Source organism: uncultured Fibrella sp. (assembly GCF_964250085.1).
In the GTDB taxonomy this organism is placed as follows: Bacteria; Bacteroidota; Bacteroidia; order Cytophagales; family Spirosomataceae; genus Fibrella.
Genome location: NZ_CAXUEC010000013.1, coordinates 44,355 through 69,543 on the forward strand (window position 1 = coordinate 44,355; position 25,189 = coordinate 69,543).

20 protein-coding genes are annotated in these 25,189 nt (G+C 53.0%); 13 read left to right on the plus strand and 7 right to left on the minus strand.

The features are described from left to right. Positions 1 to 63 precede the first annotated feature (63 nt). Both ACFE8Q_RS27260 and ACFE8Q_RS27265 read right to left on the minus strand, forming a co-directional pair. Positions 64 to 1,152: an AI-2E family transporter gene (locus tag ACFE8Q_RS27260; RefSeq protein ID WP_375448622.1), complete on the minus strand. Its 1,089-nt coding sequence runs from the start codon at positions 1,150 to 1,152 to the stop codon at positions 64 to 66. Positions 1,153 to 1,283: 131 nt separating this feature from the next. Further along, positions 1,284 to 2,498, minus strand: coding sequence for a class I SAM-dependent rRNA methyltransferase (locus ACFE8Q_RS27265; protein ID WP_375448623.1), 1,215 nt, complete (start codon positions 2,496 to 2,498; stop codon positions 1,284 to 1,286). 81 nt (positions 2,499 to 2,579) lie between these two features. On the opposite strand from ACFE8Q_RS27265, the gene ACFE8Q_RS27270 reads away from it, so the two are divergent. Next, the gene (locus ACFE8Q_RS27270) at positions 2,580 to 3,452 is read left to right on the plus strand and encodes a sugar phosphate isomerase/epimerase family protein (protein WP_375448624.1); all 873 of its coding nucleotides are present in this window, start codon (positions 2,580 to 2,582) and stop codon (positions 3,450 to 3,452) included. A gap of 12 nt (positions 3,453 to 3,464) precedes the next feature. Here ACFE8Q_RS27270 and ACFE8Q_RS27275 read toward each other — a convergent pair whose 3' ends face one another. Next, complete coding sequence (locus ACFE8Q_RS27275; protein WP_375448625.1) at positions 3,465 to 4,499, minus strand: zinc dependent phospholipase C family protein; 1,035 nt, start codon at positions 4,497 to 4,499, stop codon at positions 3,465 to 3,467. A 102-nt stretch (positions 4,500 to 4,601) separates the two neighbouring features. On the opposite strand from ACFE8Q_RS27275, the gene ACFE8Q_RS27280 reads away from it, so the two are divergent. Further along, complete coding sequence (locus tag ACFE8Q_RS27280; protein ID WP_375448626.1) at positions 4,602 to 5,000, plus strand: Dabb family protein; 399 nt, start codon at positions 4,602 to 4,604, stop codon at positions 4,998 to 5,000. Positions 5,001 to 5,166: 166 nt separating this feature from the next. Here the strand turns inward: ACFE8Q_RS27280 and hemH are convergent, their stop codons facing one another. Genes hemH through ACFE8Q_RS27295 form a run of 3 tightly spaced genes read right to left on the minus strand, consistent with a single transcriptional unit; the run spans position 5,167 to position 8,058 of the window. Further along, positions 5,167 to 6,243 (minus strand): ferrochelatase, encoded by a 1,077-nt coding sequence (gene hemH / locus ACFE8Q_RS27285; RefSeq protein WP_375448627.1) that lies wholly within the window; start codon positions 6,241 to 6,243, stop codon positions 5,167 to 5,169. Positions 6,244 to 6,291: 48 nt separating this feature from the next. Then, on the minus strand, positions 6,292 to 7,263 hold the full coding sequence (locus ACFE8Q_RS27290) for a hypothetical protein (RefSeq protein ID WP_375448628.1): 972 nt from the start codon (positions 7,261 to 7,263) through the stop codon (positions 6,292 to 6,294). Between the two features lie 30 nt (positions 7,264 to 7,293). Beyond that, the gene (locus ACFE8Q_RS27295; RefSeq protein ID WP_375448629.1) at positions 7,294 to 8,058 is read right to left on the minus strand and encodes a hypothetical protein; all 765 of its coding nucleotides are present in this window, start codon (positions 8,056 to 8,058) and stop codon (positions 7,294 to 7,296) included. Between the two features lie 200 nt (positions 8,059 to 8,258). Between ACFE8Q_RS27295 and ACFE8Q_RS27300 the strand changes: the two genes are divergently transcribed. Beyond that, entirely contained in the window at positions 8,259 to 9,161 is a 903-nt protein-coding gene (locus ACFE8Q_RS27300) for a LysR substrate-binding domain-containing protein (protein WP_375448630.1), read from the plus strand. A gap of 30 nt (positions 9,162 to 9,191) precedes the next feature. On the opposite strand, the gene ACFE8Q_RS27305 is transcribed toward ACFE8Q_RS27300, so the two are convergent. Further along, a complete protein-coding gene (locus tag ACFE8Q_RS27305) occupies positions 9,192 to 9,881 on the minus strand; it encodes a hypothetical protein (protein ID WP_375448631.1) in 690 nt (229 codons plus the stop codon). A gap of 113 nt (positions 9,882 to 9,994) precedes the next feature. On the opposite strand from ACFE8Q_RS27305, the gene ACFE8Q_RS27310 reads away from it, so the two are divergent. The 10 genes from ACFE8Q_RS27310 to ACFE8Q_RS27355 all read left to right on the plus strand — a co-directional run. Continuing rightward, entirely contained in the window at positions 9,995 to 10,849 is an 855-nt protein-coding gene (locus tag ACFE8Q_RS27310) for a fumarylacetoacetate hydrolase family protein (protein WP_375448632.1), read from the plus strand. Positions 10,850 to 10,942: 93 nt separating this feature from the next. Continuing rightward, positions 10,943 to 11,767, plus strand: a complete 825-nt coding sequence (locus ACFE8Q_RS27315) for an amidohydrolase family protein (RefSeq protein WP_375448633.1) — start codon at positions 10,943 to 10,945, stop codon at positions 11,765 to 11,767. A 50-nt stretch (positions 11,768 to 11,817) separates the two neighbouring features. Then, complete coding sequence (locus tag ACFE8Q_RS27320) at positions 11,818 to 12,600, plus strand: SDR family oxidoreductase (RefSeq protein WP_375448634.1); 783 nt, start codon at positions 11,818 to 11,820, stop codon at positions 12,598 to 12,600. Between the two features lie 126 nt (positions 12,601 to 12,726). Further along, on the plus strand, positions 12,727 to 14,013 hold the full coding sequence (gene fucP / locus ACFE8Q_RS27325) for an L-fucose:H+ symporter permease (protein ID WP_375448635.1): 1,287 nt from the start codon (positions 12,727 to 12,729) through the stop codon (positions 14,011 to 14,013). A 64-nt stretch (positions 14,014 to 14,077) separates the two neighbouring features. Continuing rightward, positions 14,078 to 14,407 (plus strand): L-rhamnose mutarotase, encoded by a 330-nt coding sequence (locus tag ACFE8Q_RS27330; RefSeq protein ID WP_375448636.1) that lies wholly within the window; start codon positions 14,078 to 14,080, stop codon positions 14,405 to 14,407. Between the two features lie 226 nt (positions 14,408 to 14,633). Further along, positions 14,634 to 15,182 (plus strand): GNAT family N-acetyltransferase, encoded by a 549-nt coding sequence (locus ACFE8Q_RS27335; RefSeq protein WP_375448637.1) that lies wholly within the window; start codon positions 14,634 to 14,636, stop codon positions 15,180 to 15,182. A 45-nt stretch (positions 15,183 to 15,227) separates the two neighbouring features. Continuing rightward, positions 15,228 to 15,944, plus strand: a complete 717-nt coding sequence (cmk, locus tag ACFE8Q_RS27340; RefSeq protein ID WP_375448638.1) for a (d)CMP kinase — start codon at positions 15,228 to 15,230, stop codon at positions 15,942 to 15,944. Beyond that, on the plus strand, positions 15,941 to 17,002 hold the full coding sequence (locus tag ACFE8Q_RS27345; RefSeq protein WP_375448639.1) for an NAD(P)/FAD-dependent oxidoreductase: 1,062 nt from the start codon (positions 15,941 to 15,943) through the stop codon (positions 17,000 to 17,002). The genes cmk and ACFE8Q_RS27345 overlap by 4 nt, the downstream gene beginning before the upstream one ends. A 29-nt stretch (positions 17,003 to 17,031) precedes the next feature. Continuing rightward, entirely contained in the window at positions 17,032 to 20,289 is a 3,258-nt protein-coding gene (locus tag ACFE8Q_RS27350; protein WP_375448640.1) for a hypothetical protein, read from the plus strand. An 891-nt stretch (positions 20,290 to 21,180) separates the two neighbouring features. Continuing rightward, positions 21,181 to 25,189, plus strand: a 4,009-nt coding sequence (locus tag ACFE8Q_RS27355) for an SdrD B-like domain-containing protein (protein WP_375448641.1), incomplete at its 3' end; no start/stop codon positions are given.

Genomic DNA, 25,189 nt, shown 5'->3' on the forward strand with positions numbered 1-25,189 from the left:
AGTGCACTGCCAATCACCGGGACAGTTCATTGGGAACGCACTTGAAACCCTCAAACTTAAAACTTACCTCACCGCTTTCTCCGCCTTCACTTCGGCGTGTTGTTCTAGGCTGGCTTCGTCTTCGGCTACCTCGGCGCGTGATTCCCTGTTTTCTTTAGCAAATACGTGCATTAGCACGATGAAAAACGACAGGATAGTTGGCCCGATTACCAGACCCAGAATACCGAAAATAGGTACACCAATCACAATCCCTGCCAGCGTCACCAGCGGGTGTACATCGCCCATGCGCTTGGCTAGCATGATACGCAGCAGGTTATCAATATTTGTAATGACAACGGCCCCAACAATCAGAATACCAGCACCGTCTGTGGTGTTACCCTGCGAGAGCTGAATCAGGCCCGCCGGTAGCCAGACGAGCGGCGTACCCAGCACGGGAATGAAGGCCAGGAAAAAGGCGACGGTTCCCCAGAAAGCAGCGTCTGGAACGCCGAAAATGAGCAGCGTCAGGCCGGTCAAAATGCCTTGTACTAAAGAGACAATGCCCTGACCTAACACGTTGGCATTTACGTTATTTCGTAATTGTTCGCCCAGTTCTTTGAGCGTGTCGCGCTTAAAAGGCAAATGTTTACGCAGGCCTTCCAGGAACGATTCTTCTTCGGTAAACATGTAAAACAGCGTGAAGAACATCAGGCCGATGATGACCAGGAAATCCAGCGCGCCGCCCGCGAGTGAAGGCAGTTGACGCGACGCAAAGGTGCCGCCCTGCTGTAACATTTTCTGAATATTCTGCTGGCTGGTAATCTTGAATCCAGTCAGGTTCTCGGCTTGTTTCACCAGCCCCAGAATCTGGTCGGTATGTTGTGAATAGTACTGGATGCGGTCGATGAGCAGAAAACTCAGCACCAGAAACGGCAGCACAATAACAAATAGGGAGAATATGATAATACCCGCCGTAACGAGATTCCGGTTCCATTTCTTGCGGTGAACCAGCCCATAGAAAAGAGGGCGGAAGATGACATAAAGAATACCTGCTCCGAAAAAAGCCGAGACGTACCCGCGAAGACCAGCAATGATAAAGCCGCCAAGAATTAATAAGCTGGTAATAAGCAGTATGCGCTGCTGTTTAGGGGTATAAATTGTAGAAGATGCCATAGGTGTACAATGTATAATTGACGTTAGCTGCTGAACACTGGCTGGTTGGATGACATGCTCTGTAAAAGCTATTGGCCAATATCCAGCATTCGGTAGCTAACGTCAATTATACATTGTACAGTAGAAATTGTTCACTCTACCCACAGAACCAATCCCTTGAGGTAACCTCCTTCGGGGTGAAACAGGCTTACCGGATGGTCGGCGGGCTGGCTCAGGTGATGCAGCACACGTACCTGGCGACCCGCCTCAATGGCTGCTGCCACGATGGTGTTGTAAAACAATTCCCTATCGACCACCTGCGAGCACGAAAACGTGAACAGAATACCACCCGGTGCCACCCGCTTCAGACCTTCGACGTTCAGGCGTTTGTAGCCCTGCACCGCCCGGTGCCGCGCCGACAGGCTTTTGGCATATGCCGGTGGATCGAGCACCACAACATCGTAGGTAGGCGTAGTGGGCTCTTTCAGGTAATCCATCACGTCGGCAACAATGGCTTCGTGCTGACCGGCAAAACCGGGATTGGCCGCCACATTCTGATTGGTCAGTTCAATCGCTTTCTTCGACACGTCGACCGAGTGAACCAGCGAAGCGCCAGCGGCCAGCGCATAGACCGAAAAGCCACCCGAATAGCAAAACGCGTTCAGTACGCTCTTGCCGTGTGCATACCGGCCCAGCAGTTGCCGGTTGTCGCGTTGATCGAGGAAGAAGCCCGTTTTCTGCCCCGTAATCCAGTCGACCAGAAATGTGTGGCCGTTTTCCTGCACGGCTCTGGGCGTCTCGGCCCGGCCGTAGCGATAGCCGTTCTGAACACCCGCCGCATACTGATCGGGCAGGGTTTCGGCACTTTTATCGTACACGGCGATGAGCTCAGGGCCAAAAACGCGTTGCAGCGCATCCACAATGGGTTGCCGCTGCCGGTGCATGCCGATCGAATGAGCCTGCAATACGGCCACGCCGTTATATATGTCGATGATTAAGCCCGAACAGCCGTCGCCTTCGCCATGAATAAGCCGGTAGCAATTCGTTTGAGGGGGAATCACGCTGGCCCGTACCGCCCGGATACGGGTCAGTTTCTGTTCCCAGAACGCCACATCGGGCACCACAGTCTGACCATTAGTATGGGCGGCAAACGAGAACAGACGTACCTGGATACTGCCATCGTGGAAATGCCCCGTTCCCAGGTACGTTGCCTTGCTATCGAAGACCTCAACCACGTCGCCGTCGTCTATATGATTGTCAGGTGCGGCACCTTCCCGGCGGGCAACAGCTCCCGAGAAGACCCAGGGATGAAACCGGCGCACGGCTTCGTCGCGACCTTTTTGCAGAAAAATCTTGGGGTAATTCATAAGGCAAAGGTAGTGAAGCGGCGGCGGGCAATGGTAAATCCGGCGATTCTGCTACTTTCACTCCGTTAAATAAACTAACCAATGCAAACGAATCGACGTGATTTTTTGAAGCAGGCGGGCCTACTGCCTGCGGGTGCCGTTGCGCTAAGTTCAACCCTGACCGACGCGCTGGGGGCTTCTATAAAAACATATGGCCTGCAACTTTATAGTGTACGTGACGTGTTGCCTGCTGATCCTAAGGGCATTATGACACAGTTGGCCAGTATGGGCTATAAACAGTTTGAAAGCTACCAGGGCGATAAGGGTTTTTTGTGGGGTATGGAACCCGCCGCCATGAAGTCGTTCCTGAATGGAATTGGCGTGAAAATGGTTAGCACGCACTTCGATTTTAAAGGCGCATCCGAAAATGCCGATACACTTCAGAAATACATCGATATGGCCAATGGGGCTGGTCTGAACTACATGCTCTGCCCCTATATTGGCCCCCAAAAAACATGGGACGACTGGAAGCGGGTGGCCGATAGTTTCAACCGGGTGGGCGAGGCTGTTCGCAATGGCGGCCTGAAATTTGGCTACCATAACCACGATTATTCATTCCGCCCGCTGGATGGTAAACTGCCGCAGGATTACCTGCTAACGCACTGTGACCCAATCAATGTTATGTTTGAACTGGACATGTGCTGGATCGAAGCCGCCGGACAAAGTGCGGTCGACCACCTGAAACAGTACGGCAGCCGCTACGAACTGTGCCATATCAAAGATTACAAGAAAGAAGGCAACGGTAAGGTCGTTCAGCAGGATATGGGCAAGGGCACTGTCAACTACAAAGCCATTCTGAAACAGGCTCGTAAGAGTGGCATGAAGTATTACCTGATCGAGCAGGAAGAATACCCCGGCCCGTCAATGGTGAGTTTAAAAGCCGATGCCGATTACATGAAAAAATTCAAGTTTTAACGGAACCATCCGTCACTCCTCTCTGACCTTAAACAGTCGCTGAAGCCAACTACGTTGCTCGGCGGCTGTTTCTGTTTTTTCAGCCTCATCGGGTACTTGACGGGCCAGTTTCCTCAGGTCGGGCTGCCCGGCGTCGACCCAGCAGGTATACCAGAAATCGCCCACCATTTTTATCGATGCCCGCATCTGTCGCTCCACCTGTCCGCGCAACCGGTCGTGGTATTGCCGGGCAAACGCTTCAGAATAGACCTTCACGGTTTGTCCGTTGCGATCTTCAAAATTCCATTTTCGGCTGTCGCCCGCTTCGATGGTCAGGTCGCGCTCCATAGCCAGCACCGAATCCAGGGCAGCGTGGGCCTTGAAAACGGCTTGCCAGGCCCGCTGTTGGGGTCGCTCAACGTATTCGGCCGCACCCACGATCACATCATAATTGCCCGAAAATAACTCTGGCAACCGCGACTCCCAAAAGCCGTGAATACCGGTTTGGCCCGTCAACTGGCCGTTGTAGTTGCGCGTGGTGTGCAGCGGTACGTTAGCGTCGGCAATGTAGTGCCCAATGTCGGCCGAGAGGCGGAGGATCTTGGGTACGTTTCGTTCTTTAAACGCCTCGGTTAACTGGTATTTAGCCAATTGAATATGCCAGGGCACAATGCCGTGCATGGCCAGCGTATCGGCTCCGTACCGGTCTGCGGCTGCGCTCCAACTGCGGGGCAAGGTTTCGCGGGTTGTATCGGCATAGGCGTCGAGATCGATGAAGTGGCGTGGTGCTTCACCCACAACGGCATAGCGGCGCTTGTCGGGGTTTACGGCATTATCGGCCAGGAATTGAATACGGCTTTTGTAGAGCGGCATCATCTCCGGGGGCAGCGTAAAAACGGCGAGTCGGTTGATCTGCTGATGCGCATAAAATCCCCACCTGGGTGCCAGACATACTGGCCTGGGTCTGGCAAAGCCGACCCCCGTTACCAGTAACAGTAAGCTACCAAAAAGAAGTGTTCGGAAATATTTTCCCGAGATAATACCCAACCAAATTCTATTCTTGTACATTTGTCAAGTCATGGTACTATTTGAAGACTCAATGAGACACATCGAATAAAACCTCGACAAAAAGCGAACAATATTCTGTCAAACAACATAAATTCCAAATCAATGCAACGCGAAACTAAAGGATATGCCCTCATTGTAGGTCTATTTTGCATCCTCGGTTTATTAATCTACGGAGCGTATTCACCCGCCCGTAAAGCCCAGAAACAGCAGATATTCTGTTTTTCTTTCACAAATGAGGCAAATCCGCAAGCTATAGATAAGCATATGCGCGATTTTGCAGCTCTTCGGCACGAAATTCCACAGGTCGTTGGTTACACCGCCGGCAAGACATTTTTGGTCGGTGCTGCCAATTCCGAGTATGATGTTATGCATTATCTGACTTTTCAGAATGAAGCAGACATGAAAGCGTTCGAGCAAAATCCTGCCTACAAAACGTTCGTCAACGAAAATAAAGCAAGCTGGGATAAGACGTTAGTAGTGAACGCAGAGATACAGCCTTAGTCTGGATTTAGCCAAAATAAAAGGGCAGCCGATTGATCGGCTGCCCTTTTATTTTGGCTAAATCCAGACTAAGGGTTTAAAGTCCAGCGTTGCTCTGCTGGTGTTAAGTCGGTTAACTAGCAAAGCAACGTTGGACTTTAGACCTTGACCTTTAAACTTTGAACCCTTAACACGTCCTCACCATATCAACAACGGCTTCGATCCAAAGAGGGCTGTCGTTGAGGCTTTCGACGAGTTGCCAGTGCTCGCCGCCGTGTTCTTCGAAAAGCTCTTTGTATTCTTCGCCCACTTCGATAGTCGTTTCCAGGCAATCGGCCACAAACGCGGGCGAAAAAGCCAGCACGCTCTTTATTCCTTTGCCCGCAAACAGCTTTATCTCATCATCCGTATAGGGCTTGATCCACGGGTCGTTGCCTAATCTTGACTGGAAACTTGTGGTGTATTTACCTTCCGGAATGGCTAACGCCTTCACCAGGCGGCGGGTAGTTTCGAAACATTGCGCCCGGTAACAGTGCTGATTGTCAGCGCGGAGTGAGCCGCAGCATTCGCCGAATTTACAAACTGTCTTATCTACATCCCCTTTGCGAATCTGGCGTTCGGGAAGGCCGTGGTAGCTGAACAGGTAGTGGTCATACTCGCGCTCGTTCATATACTTCCGGCCACGTTCCACAAACCCCTCGATGAACTTGGGATGCTCCAGAAAACGGTTGATAAAACGTACCTGCGGAATTACCTGCCACGTTTTCAGAATATCCATCACCTTTTCGTATACCGAGCCGGTCGAGGCCGAAGCATATTGGGGAAAGAAAGGCACCACCACGATATCGTTCAAACCGAGCTTCTGGAACTCAGCCAGACCAGCGTCGATGCTGGGGCTCTGGTAACGCATGGCCAGCCGAACCACATACTCGTCGCCCAGTTGCTCCTGCACCAGGCGCGTAACCACATACCCGTAATGTTTGAGCGGTGATCCATTCTCATTCCAGAGTTCGCGGTAAATCTTCGCCGACTTGGGCGCACGAAACGGCGCGATGATGCCGTTAACCAGCAGAAAACGAGGGATATAGGGGATGTCGATAACGCGCCCATCCATCAAAAATTCGCGCAGGTATTTCCTGACGTCGGGTACACTCGGGCTATCGGGCGTACCCAGATTGACCAGCAAAACACCAGTTTTGCCGAAGGGCTTTGGCGTTGTTCCGGTGGCTATTGTATGGGGAGATTGTAAAGCAGTGGCTTCCATGAGTTCGTAACGGTTTTTGGCCGAAATCGGTTTGCGGTAGGGTACAGTTCACTTCCGAAGCTCGTCGGTATAGCGGGTAAAACCGGCCGCAATACCCAGCCGAACGAACGCGTAACGATCGTTGAAATAAATGTTGTACGGGTCTTCGCCGTAATAGCCCGCCGTGGCAAAAATACCAGCATCACGGCTAAAAGCAGGAATATACCAAACGCTAAGCTCAACATTTAATCGGCGTTGGGCGGCTGTCAACGACCAGCCGTCCAGTTGATTGACGGCATATGAGGCTTGCAGCGTCACCCGCATACGCTCGGTTGTGACGGTCGAGACCGGTTCTGGCTGGGTACGTGCCAGCAGCCGGTAGGTTGCCTGCCCCAGCACGCGCCCGAAACCGTAGTGACCTGTCAGTCCTTCAGAACTATTGAAAATCGGTGCATGCCAGCGGTAGCCCAGGTTGTAATACGCGCCGTGGCGCTGGCTGAAATGTGTGCCCCAGTTATACGTTGCCTGGATGTAGTTGGTCGAGAAATCGCCGGTCTCTGTATTGTAGGTGCCGTTCGGCCGAAAGGTATCTCCGTCCTGCCCGTTCGAGTGATGAAAAAACTGGGCTTCAACGTACCTGTAGCGCGTCACGTTGGAACTGAGCCGATAAAACACCTGCGTCCCCAGCCGGAAGCTCGGCGTGCGGATTGGCGACGACCGATCGGTGCGGGTCCGGGCCATAAACCGTTGTGTTACGGCAATCGACAGACGTGATTTCGGGCTTGCCAGCAGAAAATAACTGGCAATCAGCTCGCCGTTGATGACGTATTTGCTGGGTGCTCCCAATTCGCCATTGGGCGAGATATAGGAAAAGTCGCGATTGGCCCGGTAAAACTCGTTGTAGCGATGATTCTGGAACCGGACCGAATCAACGGGCGTCGCCAGCGTGAGGTTCAACGGCGCCGTTGATTCGGTTTGTCCGAAACTGACTGAGGAGCAGAGCAACGTACCCAGAAAGAGAGTACAGGAACGGGATAGCATCACGTTTTTCAACCGGTAAGACCAGAAACCTTAGAGGCTCGGCCGGTCGAAATTCACGTAGATCGCGTCAGATAACGAGTCGTATACCTTAATGTCTGACAGTTCGCGTGGGCCACGTTTGCCCGACAATTTGATTTTGCCCAGCGTCTGGTAGTCGGTCCAGGGCAGAACGAAGCCCGGTTTTTCGTCGGTGTATTTTGGGTAATACGCCCACTGCGACACTAGCCGCGTGGTTTTATCGACCCAAACGTGGTACTTGTTGTCGGGGGTGTTTCCCACGCCCTTGAACGTCAGTTGAATCAGGTCGGCGGGTTGGCCGGCTTCGGTGTTGGCGGTGCCGAGGTCTTTCAGCGTCACGCCCGAATCTTTGAGTTTGTAGGGCATCAGCAGCCAGTACGAATCGTTGATCCATGCGCCTTTGGCGGCTTTTACGAATTTTGCCACGCTGTCGGGGTTGGTTTCTTCTTTTCCGTTCCGAAAAACGCGACCCTTATCCGTGTTAATGTTCAGCAAAACGGTCTGGTCATTCTTCAGGTTATCGACCCGCACGTTGCCCGTATACTTGTCCCAGTGCAGTCGACGGGCGCCGAAGAACGTCCAGGCAATGTGGTGGGTATTGTCCCAGGCTTTGCGACCTCCCTGCGCGGCCATCACCTCGTCGGCGATCTGCACGGCGCGGGCGTCAGAACCGGCCATATCGAAATCTTTGGCGGCGGGATTATTAATTTTCTTTTGCGCCAGCAGGGGCGAGGTCAGCAGCAAAAGCAGCAGTAGTAGAGGGCGATAGGTGCTCATCGATGATAACGGGGTTTGAACGATACAACAAAGAAAGTCGATTTGGTGCATTTATTCAGTCAATGTGATTTAGATTTATATCGAATTTATCTATAGAACAGTTTACTGTTTAGTGTCTTCAGTTGCTTCGCTACTTGTCGGTGCGTGTCAACAGCGAAGCAACTGAAGACACTAAACAGTAAACAGAAGGTAGCCTATCCATGACGCTTACTCAACTTGATTATATCGTTGCTATTGATACGCATCGCCATTTTGCTACCGCTGCCGACCACTGCCACGTAACGCAACCCACGCTGAGTATGCAGATTCAGAAGTTGGAAGATGAACTGGGCGTGTTGATCTTCGACCGGTCGAAGCATCCGGTGGTGCCAACCGAGACGGGGCAAATCATTGTGGCGCAGGCCCGTGAGGTGTTGCAGGCTTCGCGCCGGATTCCTGAACTGGCCAAAGAATCGCGCGATGAAGTGGGCGGCGAACTGCGGGTGGGCATCATTCCAACGCTGGCTCCGTACTTGTTACCGTACTTTATCGGCGCGTTTATGGCGCGTTACCCGTCCGTCACGATCCAGTTGCAGGAACTGTTGACCGAGCAGATTGTGGAGCGCTTACGAACCGGCCTGCTCGATGTGGGTATTGTGGTAACGCCGCTTCGCGAGAATAGTATGACCGATATTCCGCTGTTCAAAGAGCCGTTTATGGTGTATGCCGCGAAGGGAAATTCGCTGTTGGAAAAAGAGACGATCAACCCCAGCGACCTGACGGGCGAAGGGCTATGGCTGCTATCGGAAGGGCACTGTTTTCGCGATCAGGTAATCAATCTGTGCGGTGGTGGTTTTCAGGGAAATTCGGCCCTGCGCTATGAAACGGGCTCGCTCGAAACGCTGGTTAAACTCATTGACCGGCAGGATGGATTTACGCTGCTGCCTTATCTGGCCACGCTCGATCTGGATTCGGAACGGCAAAAAAGACTGCGGACCTTTTCGGGCGTTGCGCCCGTACGTGACGTTAGCCTGGTTATGCACCGGAGTTTCCTGAAACGAAGCCTGATTAACGCTCTGAAGCGCGAAATTCTGACCCATTTGCCAGCGGAGTTGAAAGACTGACGAAAGGTACCTGCGCAGGCAATGTCCTGTTCATCCGCCCAAACCAAAAATTCCGCGTCTCACCTTAAATGATTTCTTAAGGCCCCGGATCAGGAGCAACGCGCCGATGATGCCGAAGACGATGGCCAGCACGGTGATGCCCAGAATGGCGAATACGACGGCCACCAGAATGACAATGACCGAGGCTTTTAGCTGCCACGAAATGCGTTGCCACCAGTTCAATTTCTTGCGTGGTGGCAGGCCGAGAATCTCCCGTAATGTTTTTTTGGGCTTCGGTCCCGGCTGGTGTTCACTCACCGGAATCGGCGTATCGGTGTCGGGGGCGGGGGTTAGCAAACGACGGGCGTTGTTCTGGTGCTGCCGGATGCGCTCGGCCGTCGGGTACGTGCTGCCAACAGGCCCATTGGTCGGTTGTTCCGTCGACTCAACGGGTGGTCTGGCTTCGGCATAGGCAACCGGTGTCTGGGTACGTTCCCGGTCGGCCGGTATAGCCTGCGTTTGCCGGTCGGCATAATGGCCCGAATCGACACTGGAATCAGTTGCTGCGCGATCAGGTACGTCCCGATCGGCTGGTTTGACAACAGGCGAGTGAAAAATGACCCGGTTGCTGCGCTGAAATTGCGCAACGGGACGCTGGCAGGCGGAGAGCCCAAAGAGCAGGCAAACGGTGAAGAAACCGGTGGCCAAGGGAATGCGTGACGTAGCTGGATGTAAAGACATTGCCCTAACAACGAGTCATATTGGGCAGGTCGTATATAAAGCAGTACGAAAAGTAGCTGGCTGTATAGGAGTAGTGCGTACCGGTTGGCTACTTTTACCGCAAAGCTTTTTGCATGAAACTATTCCGCTTCGGCCCCGATGGCCACGAGCACCCCGGCGTATTGATGCCGGACGGTAGCCACCTTGATGTCAGCCATTTCGGCGGCGATTACGATGAATTATTCTTCGCCACCAACGGCCCCGACCGACTGGCCCACTGGCTCACGGCCCACGCCGCCACCTGCCCGCACGTACCGGCCGATGCTCGGTTTGGCCCCTGCATTAAACGCCCCTCGAAGATCGTTTGCGTGGGCCTGAATTACGCCAAACATGCCGCTGAAACGGGGGCTACACCGCCAGCAGAGCCCATTCTGTTCTTCAAATCAACAACCTCGCTTTGCGGGCCAAACGACAATGTCGTGCTTCCGAAGCGATCAGAAAAAACCGATTGGGAGGTAGAACTGGCCGTGGTCATTGGCAAACGCGCCAGCTACGTTGAACTCGATGCCGCGATGGAGTATGTAGCGGGTTATGCCGTGGTGAATGATTACAGCGAACGGGCGTTTCAGTTGGAACGGGGCGGACAATGGGCCAAGGGCAAAGGCTGCGACACGTTTGCGCCAATGGGACCTTATCTGGTCACTCGTGAGGAGGTTCCTAACCCAAACGCGCTGGGCCTGTGGCTGTCGGTGAACGGCGAGAAACTACAGGATTCCAACACCGACGACATGATTTTCGACGTACCTACGCTGGTCAGCTACATTAGTCAGTTTATGACGCTGCTACCCGGCGACGTGATCTCGACGGGCACGCCATCGGGTGTTGGCCTCGGCCTGAAACCACCCCGCTACCTCAAGCCCGGCGATGTTGTCGAACTCGGCATCGAAGGCCTGGGCGAACAACGCCAACTGGCCGTCTCTTATCAATGAACAAGTATCAATGACCAATTATCGGCTTCGTGGCATTGCCGTTGCACCAGCAAAGCTGATAATTGGTCATTGACACTTGATAATTGTAACACCATGACAATAGACGCGCATCAACATTTCTGGATCTATAACCCCGAACGCGATAGCTGGATCACCGACGACATGTCGACGATTCGCCGTGATTTTTTGCCCGCTGATCTGGAGCCGGTACTGGCTGCCAATGGTATTGACGGTTGCGTAGCGGTACAGGCGTCGCAATCCGACGAGGAAACGATGTCTCTAGTCAGTATGGCGCAGGCTTACGATACTGTCAAGGGTGTAGTTGGCTGGGTCGATTTGCAGTCGCCCGGCTTGTATGACCATCTGGAAGCCTACTCGCAATTTGAGGAAATACGCGGTTTCCGGCATGTAGCGCAGGCCGAACCGGATGAGTTCCTGATGCGTCCCGAGGTGATCAAAGGCATTAAGCAACTGGCTGCGTTTGGATTTACCTACGATATCCTGATCTATCCGGCGCAGTTGAAGGCGGCTCTGCATCTGGTACGGGCGGTGCCGGAGGTGAAGTTTGTGATCGACCATATGGCTAAGCCGGCGATTCGCAAACAGGAAATAAACCGCTGGTCGAACTTCATGGCCGAGCTCGCCAAACAGCCAAACGTATCCTGCAAAGTATCGGGCATGGTGACCGAAGCGGACTGGCAAAACTGGAAAAAAGCCGACCTGTTTCCCTATCTGGATGTGGTTTTCGAACAGTTTGGCCCCGATCGGCTCATGTTCGGCTCCGACTGGCCCGTCTGCCTCGTCGCCGCCGATTACACGCAGGTAAAAACCGTAGTTGAGGAGTATGTATTGCCCTGGGGGGATGACGTACGTAGCAAGGTATTTGGCGGCAACGCGGTGAAATTTTACGGATTATGAGATTTTAGACTTTGTGATTTCAGCATCCAGTATCTGACATCCTATACATCATGAATCTACACTTTACAGATAAAGTAATCATCGTTACGGGCGGTGCCCGGGGTATTGGCGAAGGTATCAGCCGGGTGCTGGCGGCCGAAGGTGCCATCGTAGCCATTGTAGGGCGCAGTGCTGACCATAACACCGCGACCGTTACCAGCATCGAAGAAGCAGGCGGGCGGGCCTTTGGCGTCGTTGCCGAATTGACCCAGCCGGAAGCTTGTAAACTGGCGGTGGAACAGGTGATGAACCAGTTTGGCCGCATCGATGGGCTCGTCAACAACGCGGGTGAAAATGATGGTGTTGGCCTGGAAAGTGGTAGTTACGAAGGTTTTATGTCTTCCTTGCACAAAAACCTGGTGCATTACTACCTCATGGCGCACCACGCGTTGCCAGCGCTGAAAGCATCGAAAGGCAGCATCGTGAATATTGGCTCCAAGGTGGCTACGACGGGCCAGGGAAACACATCGGCCTACGCAGCGTCGAACGGTGGCCGCAATGCCCTCACCCGCGAATGGGCGGTGGAACTGCTGCCCTACGGTATCCGGGTAAACGCGGTGATCGTGGCCGAATCTTGGACGCCGCTTTACGAAAAATGGATCAAAACACTGCCTGACCCGGACGAGACGCTGAAAAAAATTACCAGCAAAATTCCGCTCGAACAGCGTATGACGACTACCACCGAACTGGCCAACACCGTCGCGTTTCTACTGTCATCGCAGTCGAGCCATACCACCGGGCAACTGGTCTATGTCGACGGAGGCTATACCCACCTCGATCGGTCTATTTCATAAAAATGTCCTCCATCTTCTGTTCTCGGTCTTCTGTTGCGCTGCTAAAACACCTATTTCTGAATCAGCAGCGCAACAGAAGACCGAGAACAGAAGATGGAGGACTTAATCTCCTAAACTCCCTTTTAAATGGCTGCCATTCCTGTACCCCCTACCTCTAAACCACCAGGCACCCCGACGGGAACGCCGGTCGAATCGTATACACTGGCATTTGCGCTGGTAACGAGCCTGTTTTTCCTGTGGGCCTTCGTCCACAACCTGGAACCCATCCTGATTCCGCACTTAAAGAAAGCGTGTCAACTCTCTGATCTACAGTCGGCCCTGATCGATTCGGCGGTGTATCTGGGCTACTTCCTGATGGCCATTCCGGCTGGTCTGGTTATGAAAAAGTACGGCTACAAGCGGGGAATCCTGATGGGGCTGGCCTTGTACGCGCTGGGGGCGTTGCTGTTTGTGCCGGCGGCCAATACCCGAATTTATGTGCTGTTTCTGGGCGCACTGTTCATCATTGCGTCGGGCTGTGCGTTTCTGGAAACAGCGGCCAATCCATACGTAACGCTGCTTGGCCCGCCTGAATCGGCTACGACGCGACTCAACCTGAGCCAGTCGTTCAACGGGCTGGGTTCGTTTCTGGCTCCGCTAATAGGAGGGAAGCTAATCTTGAGCGGTATCGAACACACGCAGGGCGAACTGGCGGCGATGACGCCAACCCAGCTAGACACGTACCTACAGTTTGAAGCCAATTCGGTGAAGATGCCGTACCTGATCATTGCCGGTTTGGTGCTGGTTGTCTTGCTGCTGTTTGTCTTTATAAAGCTGCCCACTGTGCATACCCACGTGAGTGAGCGCGTGTCGACTTTGCGTACAGCCTTGAAACACCGGCAGTTGGTGGGTGGTATCGGGGCCGAATTTTTCTACGTGGGTACGCAGGTTTGCGTCACGAGTTTCTTCATCCGGTTTGCCAGGTTCACCAGCAACATTCCCGAGAAGCAGGCGGCTGAACTACTCGGTTTCGCCATGCTGGGTTTCCTGATCGGCCGCTTCACAGGTACGTTCCTCATGCGCTACATTGCGCCTAATCGCCTCCTGACGATCTACGCCGTAATCTGTATGGTGCTGCTGGCAGTGGCTTTGTCGTCGCACTCAGAAGTAGCCGTATGGGCTTTGTTTGGGGTGCCTTTCTTCCTGTCGATCATGTTCCCGACCATCTTCGCCCTGGCAATCAACCGGTTGAACGAAGACCGGGAACTTGGTTCGTCGCTGTTGGTGATGGCCATTGCCGGTGGTGCTTTCTGCCCACTGCTGATGGGCTGGATTTCCGACAAAACGAACATCCAGACGGCCTACGTGGTGCCTATGCTTTGCCTGACCGTGATTGCCTGGTATGGCTGGAAAGGACACGTGGTTGAAGAGTAATGTAACGCGGACTTCAGTCCGCATTTTTTGTACTTAAATGCGGACTGAAGTCCGCGTTACATAGATGACCTACGCCCTTGCACTTGATTTGAAAGATGACCCGGCACTGATTGCCGAGTATGAACAGCACCACGCCAACCCGCGACCCGAAATCGAGGCCAGTATCCGGGAGGCGGGTGTTACAGCCATGAACATCTACCGGTTTGGTAATCGGCTGTTTATGATCATGGAAACCGACGAGACGTTCTCCTTCGAACGTAAAGCCCGGATGGACGCCGATAATCCCGCCGTGCAGGTGTGGGAGCAACTCATGTGGGGCTATCAGCAGCCGATTCCCGGTGCGAAACCCGGCGAGAAATGGGTATTGATGGACCAGATTTACGCGCTGACTTAAACCCGGCTACCCTAAACCTATAGGGGTTCAAAAACTTTATAGGTTTAGAGTAGCCAAAGCGAATAAACGTATCAGGAATACAGACCGCCACGATAACGGAGACGTTAAACGCGGCGAAAAAATCACATGTCGATTTCTTAATACGATAAGGTTATACCAACAAAGCGGCCTGTGTGTTGTTATTTCGCCTGATAAACTTGTAGTTTAGGCGAAAATCCACTGCCTTTTGACGCACTTTCAATTAAACACCTGCCTGCTTCGGCCCTGGCGCGAGGGTGATGAAGAACCCCTTTCCCGCCATGCCAGTAACCGGAATATTTGGAACTGGGTCCGCGATTTTTTTCCGTATCCCTACAGCATTCGTGATGCGTCGGCCTGGGTACGTTCCAATCGTACATCTCAACTGCCTAACAATCTGGCTATTGAGGTAGATGGCGAAGCCGTTGGCAACGTTGGTTTCACCGTTCGCGACGACATTTACCGCTTCAACGCAGAAGTGGGTTATTGGCTCTCCGAAAAATACTGGGGGCGAGGCATTATTTCGGAAGTAATGCCCATTCTGGTCGATTATATTTTCAAGAATTCGCAGGTTAATCGCATCTATGCCTGTGTGTTAGAGGGGAACGAAGGATCGATGCGGGTACTGGAGCGGGCACACTTCCGGCATGAAGCGATTCACCGAAAAGCGGCCGTTAAAAACAACCATTTTCTCGACGAGCATATCTATGCCATGTTGCGCGAGGAATACCGTGCGCGCAAAAACCAACTTTCATAAAAGCCCCGTTTGTGGTTTCTTTGTGGGACCATTAGCCCCTGTTGCATGTCGAAAATCATCATTGCCGTAGACGGATATTCGAGCTGCGGGAAGAGCACCACGGCCAAAGCCGTTGCCGCCCGAATGGGTTACGCCTACATCGACACCGGGGCCATGTACCGGGCGGTGAGTTTGTACTTTCATCAGAACCGCATTACTTATACCAACCCGAAGGAGGTAGCTGATGCGCTCGAAAAATTGCACGTATCGTTCAATTTCAACGAAAAAACGGGTAGAAACGAGACCTGCCTCAACGGCCTCAACGTTGAAGAAGAGATTCGGAAAATGTATATTTCCAATATGGTGAGCGAAGTCAGCACCATCGTGGAAGTACGCCGGGCCATGGTAGCGCAACAGCAGCGAATGGGTCGTAAACGAGGGGTTGTCATGGATGGCCGCGATATCGGTACCAAGGTTTTTCCGGATGCCGAAGTGAAAGTATTCATGACCGCCGACACGTTTATCCGGGCCAAACGCCGACAGGTTGAACTACTGGAAAAAGGCGAAATGGTCAACCTCGACGAGATTGTTCGTAACCTTGAAAAACGCGATCATATCGACAGTACCCGTTCTGAAAGTCCGCTCACTCAAGCCCCCGATGCTGTCTTGCTCGACACCTCATTTATGATGATCGACGAACAGGTGGAATGGGTGATCGAACTGGCCGACCGCCGCATTGCCGAACTGCACCGGCATGGCCATTTCGGGAAGGTGCACCCATGAGTTTTACCGGCGCTGATGTACTGATTGTTGGGCAGGGCGTAGCCGGTTCGGTATTGGCCTGGACGTTGCATCAACGGGGGTTTTCGGTTCACATCGTATCGTCGCCCGAATTGCCGTCTGCCTCATCCGTAGCGGCAGGCATCGTGAATCCGTTGACGGGCCGGAAGCTCGTTAAAACCTGGGAAGCCGACCGGCTTTTTCCGTACCTGCACCGGTTTTATACCGGATTGGCAAATCAACTGAATACATCGTTTTTTACCCCGCTCGACGTCTATCGGCCCTATCGCGATGAAGCTGAACGAAGACTGTATCAGACCATTGCTGCTGACCCTGAACTGCAACCGTATTTTCAACCGGCCATCAACGATGCGGCATATTCAGCCGTAATTAACAACCCCTTCGGCGGCATTCAGGTAATGCAGGCAGGGTGGGTCGATCTGCCCGCTTTTACTGCCGCCGTTCGTGACTATTTTATTGACAAACAGTTGTTTACATACGGGCAGGTACGTTCGGATGACTTGCAGACTCGCCCTGATTCGGTAACGTACCTGGGGAAAACGTATAGGTACGTCATCTTCTCTGAAGGACCACATGGGCAGGCAAATCCGTTCTTTAGTGCGTTGCCCTATAACGTGGTGAAAGGCGAAATTCTGACTGCCGAAGTCGCCGATTACCCGCTCACGAACATCGTCAATCAGGGTATTTTCATCATGCCGCTGTCGGCTACGCGCATCCGTATCGGGGCAACCTATTCGTGGCACGAGCTAGACTGGAAAACAACCGATGTGGGTCGGTCGTTTTTAGAAACGAAGGCGCGTGCATTGCTCAGGATACCGTTTACCGTCGTTGATCAGCGGGCCGGTATTCGCCCATCGACTGTTGATCGTCGTCCATTTGTGGGGTGGCACCAAACGTACCCATCCGTCGGTATATTTGGTGGAATGGGCACGAAAGGGGTATCGTTGGCCCCTTATCTGGCCCACGATTTGGCCGACCATCTGGCGTTGGGTAAAGAAATCAATCCGGCGGTGAATATTAGCCGTTTTCATTCGTTATAAAGTGCAGTTTATCACTACTCAAGATGCTTATGCGTCAGTTGTATATCCTTTCATTACTGTGCCTGGGGCTGGGTACGTCGGCGTGGGCTCAGAATTATCCATCGCTTGAACAGTTTGGCAAGAACCGGATTCAATACCGCACGTTCGGGTGGAAGACAGTGCGCACGTCGAATTTCGAGATTTACTTCTACGAAGACGGTGAGCAACTGGCTAACCTGGCTGCGCAATATGCCGAGTCTGATTTTGATCGCATCACCGAACTGCTGGGGTACACGCCGTACAACCGGATCAAAATATTCCTGTACAATTCACCGCAGGAACTGGCTCAAAGCAACATTGGCGTCACTACACTTGGCGAGCTGACCCGTCGTGAACTGGACCTGTCGAAGTCGCGGGTGGAACTGGCCTTCTCGGGCGATCAGGTAAGCTTCAGGAAAGAGTTATTGCGCAACGTCACTATGCTGTTTGTCTATGACATGCTGTATGGTGGAAGCCTGAAAGACGCTCTTCAAAGTTCGCTACTGCTGACGTTGCCTGACTGGTTCATGCCAGGAATGGCGGCTTATGTGGCCGAAGGGTGGAGCGCCGAGCTGGATGATTACATGCGCGACGTCTCAATCAACGACCCTGTTCGTAAACCGTCTACCTTGTCGGGCATTGATGCCGAGCGGGTTGGGCAGTCGATCTGGAATTACATCGGGCAAAAATATGGCCGCGACAATATTTCCAATATTCTGAACCTGACCCGGATTATCCGCAACGAGCAGAGCAGTATTCAGAGTACGCTCGGTATCCCGTATAACCGATTCCTCCGCGACTGGCGCGATTACTACGCCGGACAGGCCGCCCCGTTTGCGGGCGCTTTCAAGACAAACGCTGATGATTTCCGAATTACGCTGTCTAGTTCTAAAACGCCCGTTCAGTTAAATAGCTTAAAACTGAGCCCTGACAAGGCGTTTCTTGCGTATACTACCGTACGCGATGGTAAGTACAACGTGGAGGTTGTGAACACGGCTACCCGGAAAAAGTACAGTTTGATGTCGGGCGGGTACCGGCTCGATGGGTTGTCTTACAAACCGAATATGCCTCTGGTTGCCTGGCAACGGGATAATCAACTGGTTGTTTTGCTGGAGGAAAGAGGCCGTCCGTTCCTATATATATATAGCGGTTTAGAAAAACGACCCAAGCGGGTGCTGAGTCAGGCGATTAGCGGACTGGCACAGGTGACCAGCATGGACGCCTCGGCCGATGGCGGCAGCCTCGTGTTTAGCGCCGTGCGCAAGGGGCAAAATGATTTGTTCCTCTACAGCGTAAACCGGAATAATTACCAGCAACTGACCAACGATTTGTACGATGATCTGCAACCCCGGTTTGTGGGCCGGTCGGGTCGGCAAATTGTATTTTCGTCGAACCGGCTGCTCGATACACTTAATGTAGACAAAGGCACATACAAGTCGATTCGTGACCAGTTCAGCATTTACACCATTGACGGCAATCCACGCGTAGCGTCGGTGCGGCGGTTAACCGACTCTACCCATCGGGCCGTGGCACCGATCAGCAACAGTGAGAATGTGCTTTATTACGTCAGTGAGCAGACGGGTATTCGGAACCTCTACAAACGCCTGATCGACGAACAAACCGAAACGGCCGTAACAGCGTTGCCCACCGGAATTATGCAGTATGATTACCTGCCGGCCAACGGTGGCTTCGCCTACAGCAGCATTCAGGATGGTACGCTTTACGTTGGCTTCCGATCGAAATTGCCGGATGCAGAAACCGCACTACCCATCACCCAGCGGGCAACAGCTATGGGATTGCGGGCGGCCCGGCCCGTGCCAAAACAGGCTCCTATCGTTCGCGACAGTGCACTAGCCGTTCGGGACACAACGGCCAAACCAACGCCAGCCGTTTCGGCTACGGTAGCTTCTACCCTCCCCAAAATGGCCCTGTTACCGGGTGAAGTGGATACAGATCAATACGAATTTGATCCTGACGTATTGAAAGCGGCCGAGTACCGCCAGCGGCGGGCTGCTGCCACGGCTGCGCAGGCCACCGTTCCGGGTCTGAACGCACCACTTCCCCGGAATCGTCGTCGCGAGAGTGTTACCGTACGCGGTCCGTTCGCCTATAAAGGCTTGTTTGTCATGAACGACGCCAGTTCGAACTGGCGTATTGACCCGGTTCGGGGCTTTGGGTACGTTCAGAACATAGCCCTGAATGATCTCCTGGAGAATCATATTGTGAAGGCGGGTGTGTTTATCACGACGAACCTGAAGAACAGCGATTTGTGGGCTGAATACCAGAACCTGAAATACCGCGTGGATTATGGCGTGCGGGTCGACCGGCAGACGTTATTTTTAGATGCCGGGGAGTTCAGTCAGCGGTTCCGATATAACAAAGTTTCGTTGACGGCTTCGTACCCGATCTCGGTCAACACCCGTTTCTCGGTATCGCCGTTTTATGCCCTCACACGGCAAATCGACCTGTCGTTTCAAGGGCAGGGGCAACCCGACGCCGTATCTGACTATGCTGGTGCCCGTGCCGAAGTGGTCTTCGATAATACGAAAGTCAACGGGATGAACATGATCGAAGGAACGCGGTTCAAACTCAAATACGAGAATTATACCGGCCTGCGTGGCATCAACGAGTCGTTCAACCGCCTCACGGCTGATATCCGGCATTACCAGCATATTCACCGTGATCTGGTTTTAGCCTTGCGGCTGTCGTATGGGCAATCGGGTGGCGATGCGCCCAAACAGAGTGCTGTGGGGGGGATGGAAAACTGGATCAATAACCAGAAAGAGCAAACCGCCACTAACCCGCTCCTGATCTCGGAAGTGCGCAACAACATTCGTGATCTGTTCTTCCTGGATTTTGCCGCGCCGCTACGCGGGTTCCGTCAGGGCAAACTGGTAGGCACAAGCCACCTGCTGTTCAATGCCGAACTACGCTTCCCGCTGATTCGCTATCTATATCGTGGAAACATCACGTCGAACTTCCTGCGTAACCTGCAATTTGTTGGATTCACTGATATTGGCACGGCCTGGAACGGAACGAGTGGTCCCTTCAGCCGGGAAAACAGTTTGAACACCGAGCGTTTCGGTGGTCCGCCAACGCCGTTCCGTGTTACGCTGACGAACTTCAAGAACCCATTCCTGATCGGCTACGGTGTAGGTGCCCGGACTATGCTTCTGGGATACTACGTGAAGTTCGATTATGCCTGGGGGGTTGAGAATAAAGTCACCAACAATCCTATAGCTTATGTAACGCTAGGATACGATTTCTAGGTTTTATTAACGTAATAAATCAAAAAAGCCCCGTTAAAGCGGGGCTTTTTTTTGTCTGCATACTTAAAGGAGGCTAGGTGAAATTGCTTAGGTGGGCCTTTGTTTGGCATAGTTTTAGCTAACCGGCCTGCCAGTGGTAGCCCCTAATGAATGGTCTACTATGTAAGCTACTAGTTGTGCAAAACGGTAGCTTATAACTCATAATTGTTGGCCCTATGCCCGTAACATTGGGTATAAGGGTATTTGCTGAAGGTGTATCGGGCTTTGGCATAGTTTTAGATGAAAAAAGAGCGTACCATAGCCTACTTTCCATTCTATGCCGTGTTCGTGACTTTCTTACGAACAACGGATCATAATGTGGTATACAAGTATTGGTGCCTGGATCCACATTAAACGCTTTTAATTCCATCGCAGATGAACGTGACTTCTACACTGAAAAACAGCCTTAAGCGGTTTACTTCAGATCCGGACAAACTTCGGCATAAACATACTCAGCACGCCTTCACGGGGCAATTGCTCTATTTTTTCGAGCGATTGCTACTACAAATAGGCTTTATGCTGGCACCGTGGGCCTTGGCGTCACGATTTCTGCAAACGAATAGGTCTCAAAAGGCTGTCCGGCTCGCAGGCCAGCTAGCCATGGAAAATCGTCTTGAACGGCCGCCTCGCTGGGCCGAACCACCTGATCAACGATCCAGGTATCCACTGTTTGGTAAATTATCCAGCGTACAAATTTTCCCGCTTGCAATGAATGATCTATTTCTACAAAACCAGTTCTTACGCCGAATAAGCTCCTTTTGGGCTTATTTACTTGCGTTCCTGCATAGGTACACTGGTTCGTCTACCTCACCGGGCGCGTCCGTATTTCGGCGGGCTTCAGTAGCGTTAAGTATGCTACTGTGCCTGGCTACGGGCGCTTACGCCCAAACTCCGGTCGTCAATCTGAAACTCGAGAAGACGATTAGTAATGCTTCTCCAGCATTGGGCGATGTGATCACCTATACGGTTGCAGTAACCAATACAGGTTCGGCCACGGCGACCAGTGTTGTGGTCAGTGAGTCGATGACGGCTGGCTTATCCACTTACCTATCATCAACGGCGGGAGTTGGCTCGTTTACATTCAATGTTAATACCTTCACTGGTAGTTGGACCATTGGATCAATAAATCCTGGTCAGACGGTAACGCTGCTCATTACTGCCAGAGTTGATGGTGAAGGAGTTTCCTTCAACTCCGCTGAGGTCGCTTCTATGGATGGCACGGACGTTAACTCTACTCCGGGTAATGGCTCACTGGTTGAAGATGATTATGACAATGCTTGTTTCTCTGTACCCCTCACCTGGTATACGGGCGACGAGTATATCGTTGATAAACCCGCTGGCTTTACAGCCGTTACCTGGCTCATAAATGGCAACCCGATTTCGGCCACAACTACTGAGGCAAGCGTTGATGCATCCGGTAACCTTACAATTAAGGCTCCCGGAATATATTCATTTACGGGCAAGCTGAATGGATGCGACGTTAGCAACTGTTGTAATATTCTGGTTAATCCAGGTGTAACTGCCAGTTTGGGCGATTACGTATTTGAAGATAAGAACGCCAATGGCATTCAGGACACGGGTGACACGGCAATTCCCGGTGTTACCGTAACGCTGTTCCTTAATGGTACAGCCGTGGCTACTACTACCACTAACAGTGCCGGCCTTTACTCGTTTACAGGGTTGACGCCAGGAACAAGTAATAGCTACACCGTTGGTTTTACAGCACCCGCTGGCTACACAACAACGACACCATTATCAGGAACAGATTCGGCGAAGAATTCAGACGCCGGCGCTGACCTGTTGACAGGTCGTAGCTTGTCTGTGACTTTAATCGCCGGTGAAAACAACCTAACCATTGATGCTGGTTACTATAAACCTGCTTCACTGGGCGACTACGTGTTCAACGACAAAAACCGGGATGGTATTCAGAATGCAGGAGATACGCCAATTCAGGGTGTGTTGGTGACGCTATACCAAAACGGTAGCGCAGTCGGTACTACACTAACTGACATAAATGGTTTGTACTCGTTTACGGGCCTGACGCCAGGTACGTCGAATACCTATAGCGTTGGCTTCGGCAAGCCATCTGGTTTCGAGTCGACTTCGGCCAACATCGGTTTCGACGGCCTGGATTCGGATGCCAATCCGATCACGGGGCTGACCACAGGGCTGACCCTGAGCAGCGGCGAGAGCAACACGTCGGTGGATGCTGGTTTCTATCAGCCAACGGCGGGTCTGGGCGACTATGTCTTTGAAGACAAGAATGCCAACGGCATCCAGGATGCGGGCGACGTGCCGATCCCAGGGGTACTGGTGACCTTGTACTCAAGTGGTTCCGCCATTGGCACTACTTCGACGGACGCTAACGGCTTGTACAGCTTCACGGGTCTGACGCCAGGCACTCCTTACGTGGTGGGCTTCGGTCAACCGGCTGGGTTTGTACCCACGGCGGCCAACACGGGCAGCAACGACGCCATCGATTCGGATGCGGGCGTGGGTGGTCTGACGGGAGTGTATAGCCTGACAGCCAACGAGTTCAACCCAACGGTGGACGCTGGTTTCTTCCGGCCTGCTTCCCTGGGTGACTACGTCTTCAACGACACCAACCGCGACGGAGTACAGAACGCGGGCGACAGTCCGATTCCAGGAGTCGTGGTAACGCTCTACCAGAACGGTAGTGCGGTAGCCACAACGACGACGAATGCTAACGGTCTATACTCGTTCACGGGTCTGACGCCTGGTTCGAGCAACAGCTATAGTGTTGGCTTCACGGCTCCGGCTGGCTACTCGGCCACCAATCCGCTGTCGGGCACCAACACGGCTCTGGACTCGGATGCCAATCCGTTGACGGGTCTGACTCAATCGGTGACTCTGTCATCGGGCGAGAGCAACACGACTATCGACGCGGGCTTCTTCCAGCCAACGGCGGGTCTGGGCGACTATGTCTTTGAAGACAAGAATGCCAACGGCATCCAGGATGCGGGCGACGTGCCGATCCCAGGGGTACTGGTGACCTTGTACTCAAGTGGTTCCGCCATTGGCACTACTTCGACGGACGCTAACGGCTTGTACAGCTTCACGGGTCTGACGCCAGGCACTCCTTACGTGGTGGGCTTCGGTCAACCGGCTGGGTTTGTACCCACGGCGGCCAACACGGGCAGCAACGACGCCATCGATTCGGATGCGGGTGTAGGTGGTCTGACGGGAGTGTATAGCCTGACGGCCAATGAGTTCAACCCAACGGTGGACGCTGGTTTCTTCCGGCCTGCGTCCCTGGGTGACTACGTCTTCAACGATACCAATCGCGACGGAGTACAGAACGCAGGCGATAGCCCGATTCCAGGAGTCGTGGTAACGCTCTACCAGAACGGTAGTGCGGTAGCCACAACGACGACGAATGCTAACGGTCTATACTCGTTCACGGGTCTGACGCCTGGTTCGAGCAACAGCTATAGTGTTGGCTTCACGGCTCCGGCTGGCTACTCGGCCACCAATCCGCTGTCGGGCACCAACACGGCTCTGGACTCGGATGCCAATCCGTTGACGGGTCTGACTCAATCGGTGACTCTGTCATCGGGCGAGAGCAACACCACTATCGATGCGGGCTTCTTCCAGCCAACGGCGGGTCTGGGCGACTATGTGTTTGAAGACAAGAACGCCAACGGCATCCAGGATGCGGGCGACGTGCCGATCCCGGGTGTGCTGGTGACCTTGTATTTGAATGGCAGTGCGGTCGCCGCTACAACGACTACTGTATCTGGTGGCTATAGTTTTACAGGGCTGGCTTCTGGGTCGCAGAATGTCTATCAGGTTGGCTTCGCTGCCCCGGCTGGTTTCATAACAACGGGAGCTAACGTGGGCAGTAATGACGCTATCAACTCTGATGTGTCGATGGTTACTGGCCGCACAGGTACGTATACGCTGGTAGCGGGTGATTTTAACCCAACGGTCGACGCTGGTTTCTTCCGGCCTGCTTCTATTGGTGATTACGTCTTCAATGATAAAGACAAAGACGGTGTTCAGTCGCCGGGTGATACCCCGATTCCAGGTGTGGTAGTTGTTCTGTATCAGAATGGTACACCGGTAGCAACCACTACTACGGACGCAACGGGTAACTACTCATTCACTGGTCTGACACCAGGTACGTCGAATACCTATAGTGTGGGCTTTACAACACCAACTGGGTTTACGGCAACTAATCCATTATCAGGCACCAATACGGCCCTGGACTCGGATATTAATCCAGTTACAGGTCGTAGCCAGAACCTGACCTTATCATCAGGCGAAAGCAATACAACCATCGATGGTGGATTTATCCAGCAAACAGCGGGTCTGGGCGACTATGTCTTTGAGGACAAGAATGCCAACGGTATCCAGGATGCGGGCGACGTGCCGATCCCAGGTGTGCTGGTGACCTTGTATACTAACAGCTCGGCTATTGCCACAGCCACTACGGACGCCAACGGCTTGTACAGCTTCACAGGTTTGACGCCAGGCACTCCTTACGTGGTGGGCTTTGGTCAACCGGCTGGGTACGTACCCACGGCGGCCAACACGGGCAGCAACGACGCCATTGATTCGGATGCGGGCGTGGGTGGTCTGACAGGGGTGTATAGCCTGACGGCCAACGAGTTCAACCCAACGGTGGACGCTGGCTTCTTCCGGCCTGCGTCCCTGGGTGACTACGTCTTCAACGACACCAACCGCGACGGCATCCAGAACGCAGGCGACACGCCGATTCCAGGAGTGATCGTGACGCTCTACCAGAACGGTAGTGCCGTGGCCACGACGACCACCAACGGGTCAGGTCTATACTCGTTCACGGGTCTGACGCCTGGTTCGAGCAACAGCTATAGTGTTG

What these genes read in the sequence shown, in the direction of transcription:
- ACFE8Q_RS27345 (WP_375448639.1), top strand. Translation starts at nt 15,941, where the DNA reads ATGAGTTTTACCGGCGCTGATGTACTGATTGTTGGGCAGGGCGTAGCC.
- ACFE8Q_RS27310 (WP_375448632.1), top strand. Translation starts at nt 9,995, where the DNA reads ATGAAACTATTCCGCTTCGGCCCCGATGGCCACGAGCACCCCGGCGTA.
- fucP (WP_375448635.1), top strand. Translation starts at nt 12,727, where the DNA reads ATGGCTGCCATTCCTGTACCCCCTACCTCTAAACCACCAGGCACCCCG.
- cmk (WP_375448638.1), top strand. Translation starts at nt 15,228, where the DNA reads ATGTCGAAAATCATCATTGCCGTAGACGGATATTCGAGCTGCGGGAAG.
- ACFE8Q_RS27280 (WP_375448626.1), top strand. Translation starts at nt 4,602, where the DNA reads ATGCAACGCGAAACTAAAGGATATGCCCTCATTGTAGGTCTATTTTGC.
- ACFE8Q_RS27260 (WP_375448622.1), bottom strand. Translation starts at nt 1,152, where the DNA reads ATGGCATCTTCTACAATTTATACCCCTAAACAGCAGCGCATACTGCTT.
- ACFE8Q_RS27295 (WP_375448629.1), bottom strand. Translation starts at nt 8,058, where the DNA reads ATGAGCACCTATCGCCCTCTACTACTGCTGCTTTTGCTGCTGACCTCG.
- ACFE8Q_RS27315 (WP_375448633.1), top strand. Translation starts at nt 10,943, where the DNA reads ATGACAATAGACGCGCATCAACATTTCTGGATCTATAACCCCGAACGC.
- ACFE8Q_RS27265 (WP_375448623.1), bottom strand. Translation starts at nt 2,498, where the DNA reads ATGAATTACCCCAAGATTTTTCTGCAAAAAGGTCGCGACGAAGCCGTG.
- ACFE8Q_RS27305 (WP_375448631.1), bottom strand. Translation starts at nt 9,881, where the DNA reads ATGTCTTTACATCCAGCTACGTCACGCATTCCCTTGGCCACCGGTTTC.
- ACFE8Q_RS27330 (WP_375448636.1), top strand. Translation starts at nt 14,078, where the DNA reads ATGACCTACGCCCTTGCACTTGATTTGAAAGATGACCCGGCACTGATT.
- ACFE8Q_RS27270 (WP_375448624.1), top strand. Translation starts at nt 2,580, where the DNA reads ATGCAAACGAATCGACGTGATTTTTTGAAGCAGGCGGGCCTACTGCCT.
- hemH (WP_375448627.1), bottom strand. Translation starts at nt 6,243, where the DNA reads ATGGAAGCCACTGCTTTACAATCTCCCCATACAATAGCCACCGGAACA.
- ACFE8Q_RS27290 (WP_375448628.1), bottom strand. Translation starts at nt 7,263, where the DNA reads ATGCTATCCCGTTCCTGTACTCTCTTTCTGGGTACGTTGCTCTGCTCC.
- ACFE8Q_RS27275 (WP_375448625.1), bottom strand. Translation starts at nt 4,499, where the DNA reads ATGTACAAGAATAGAATTTGGTTGGGTATTATCTCGGGAAAATATTTC.
- ACFE8Q_RS27320 (WP_375448634.1), top strand. Translation starts at nt 11,818, where the DNA reads ATGAATCTACACTTTACAGATAAAGTAATCATCGTTACGGGCGGTGCC.
- ACFE8Q_RS27350 (WP_375448640.1), top strand. Translation starts at nt 17,032, where the DNA reads ATGCGTCAGTTGTATATCCTTTCATTACTGTGCCTGGGGCTGGGTACG.
- ACFE8Q_RS27300 (WP_375448630.1), top strand. Translation starts at nt 8,259, where the DNA reads ATGACGCTTACTCAACTTGATTATATCGTTGCTATTGATACGCATCGC.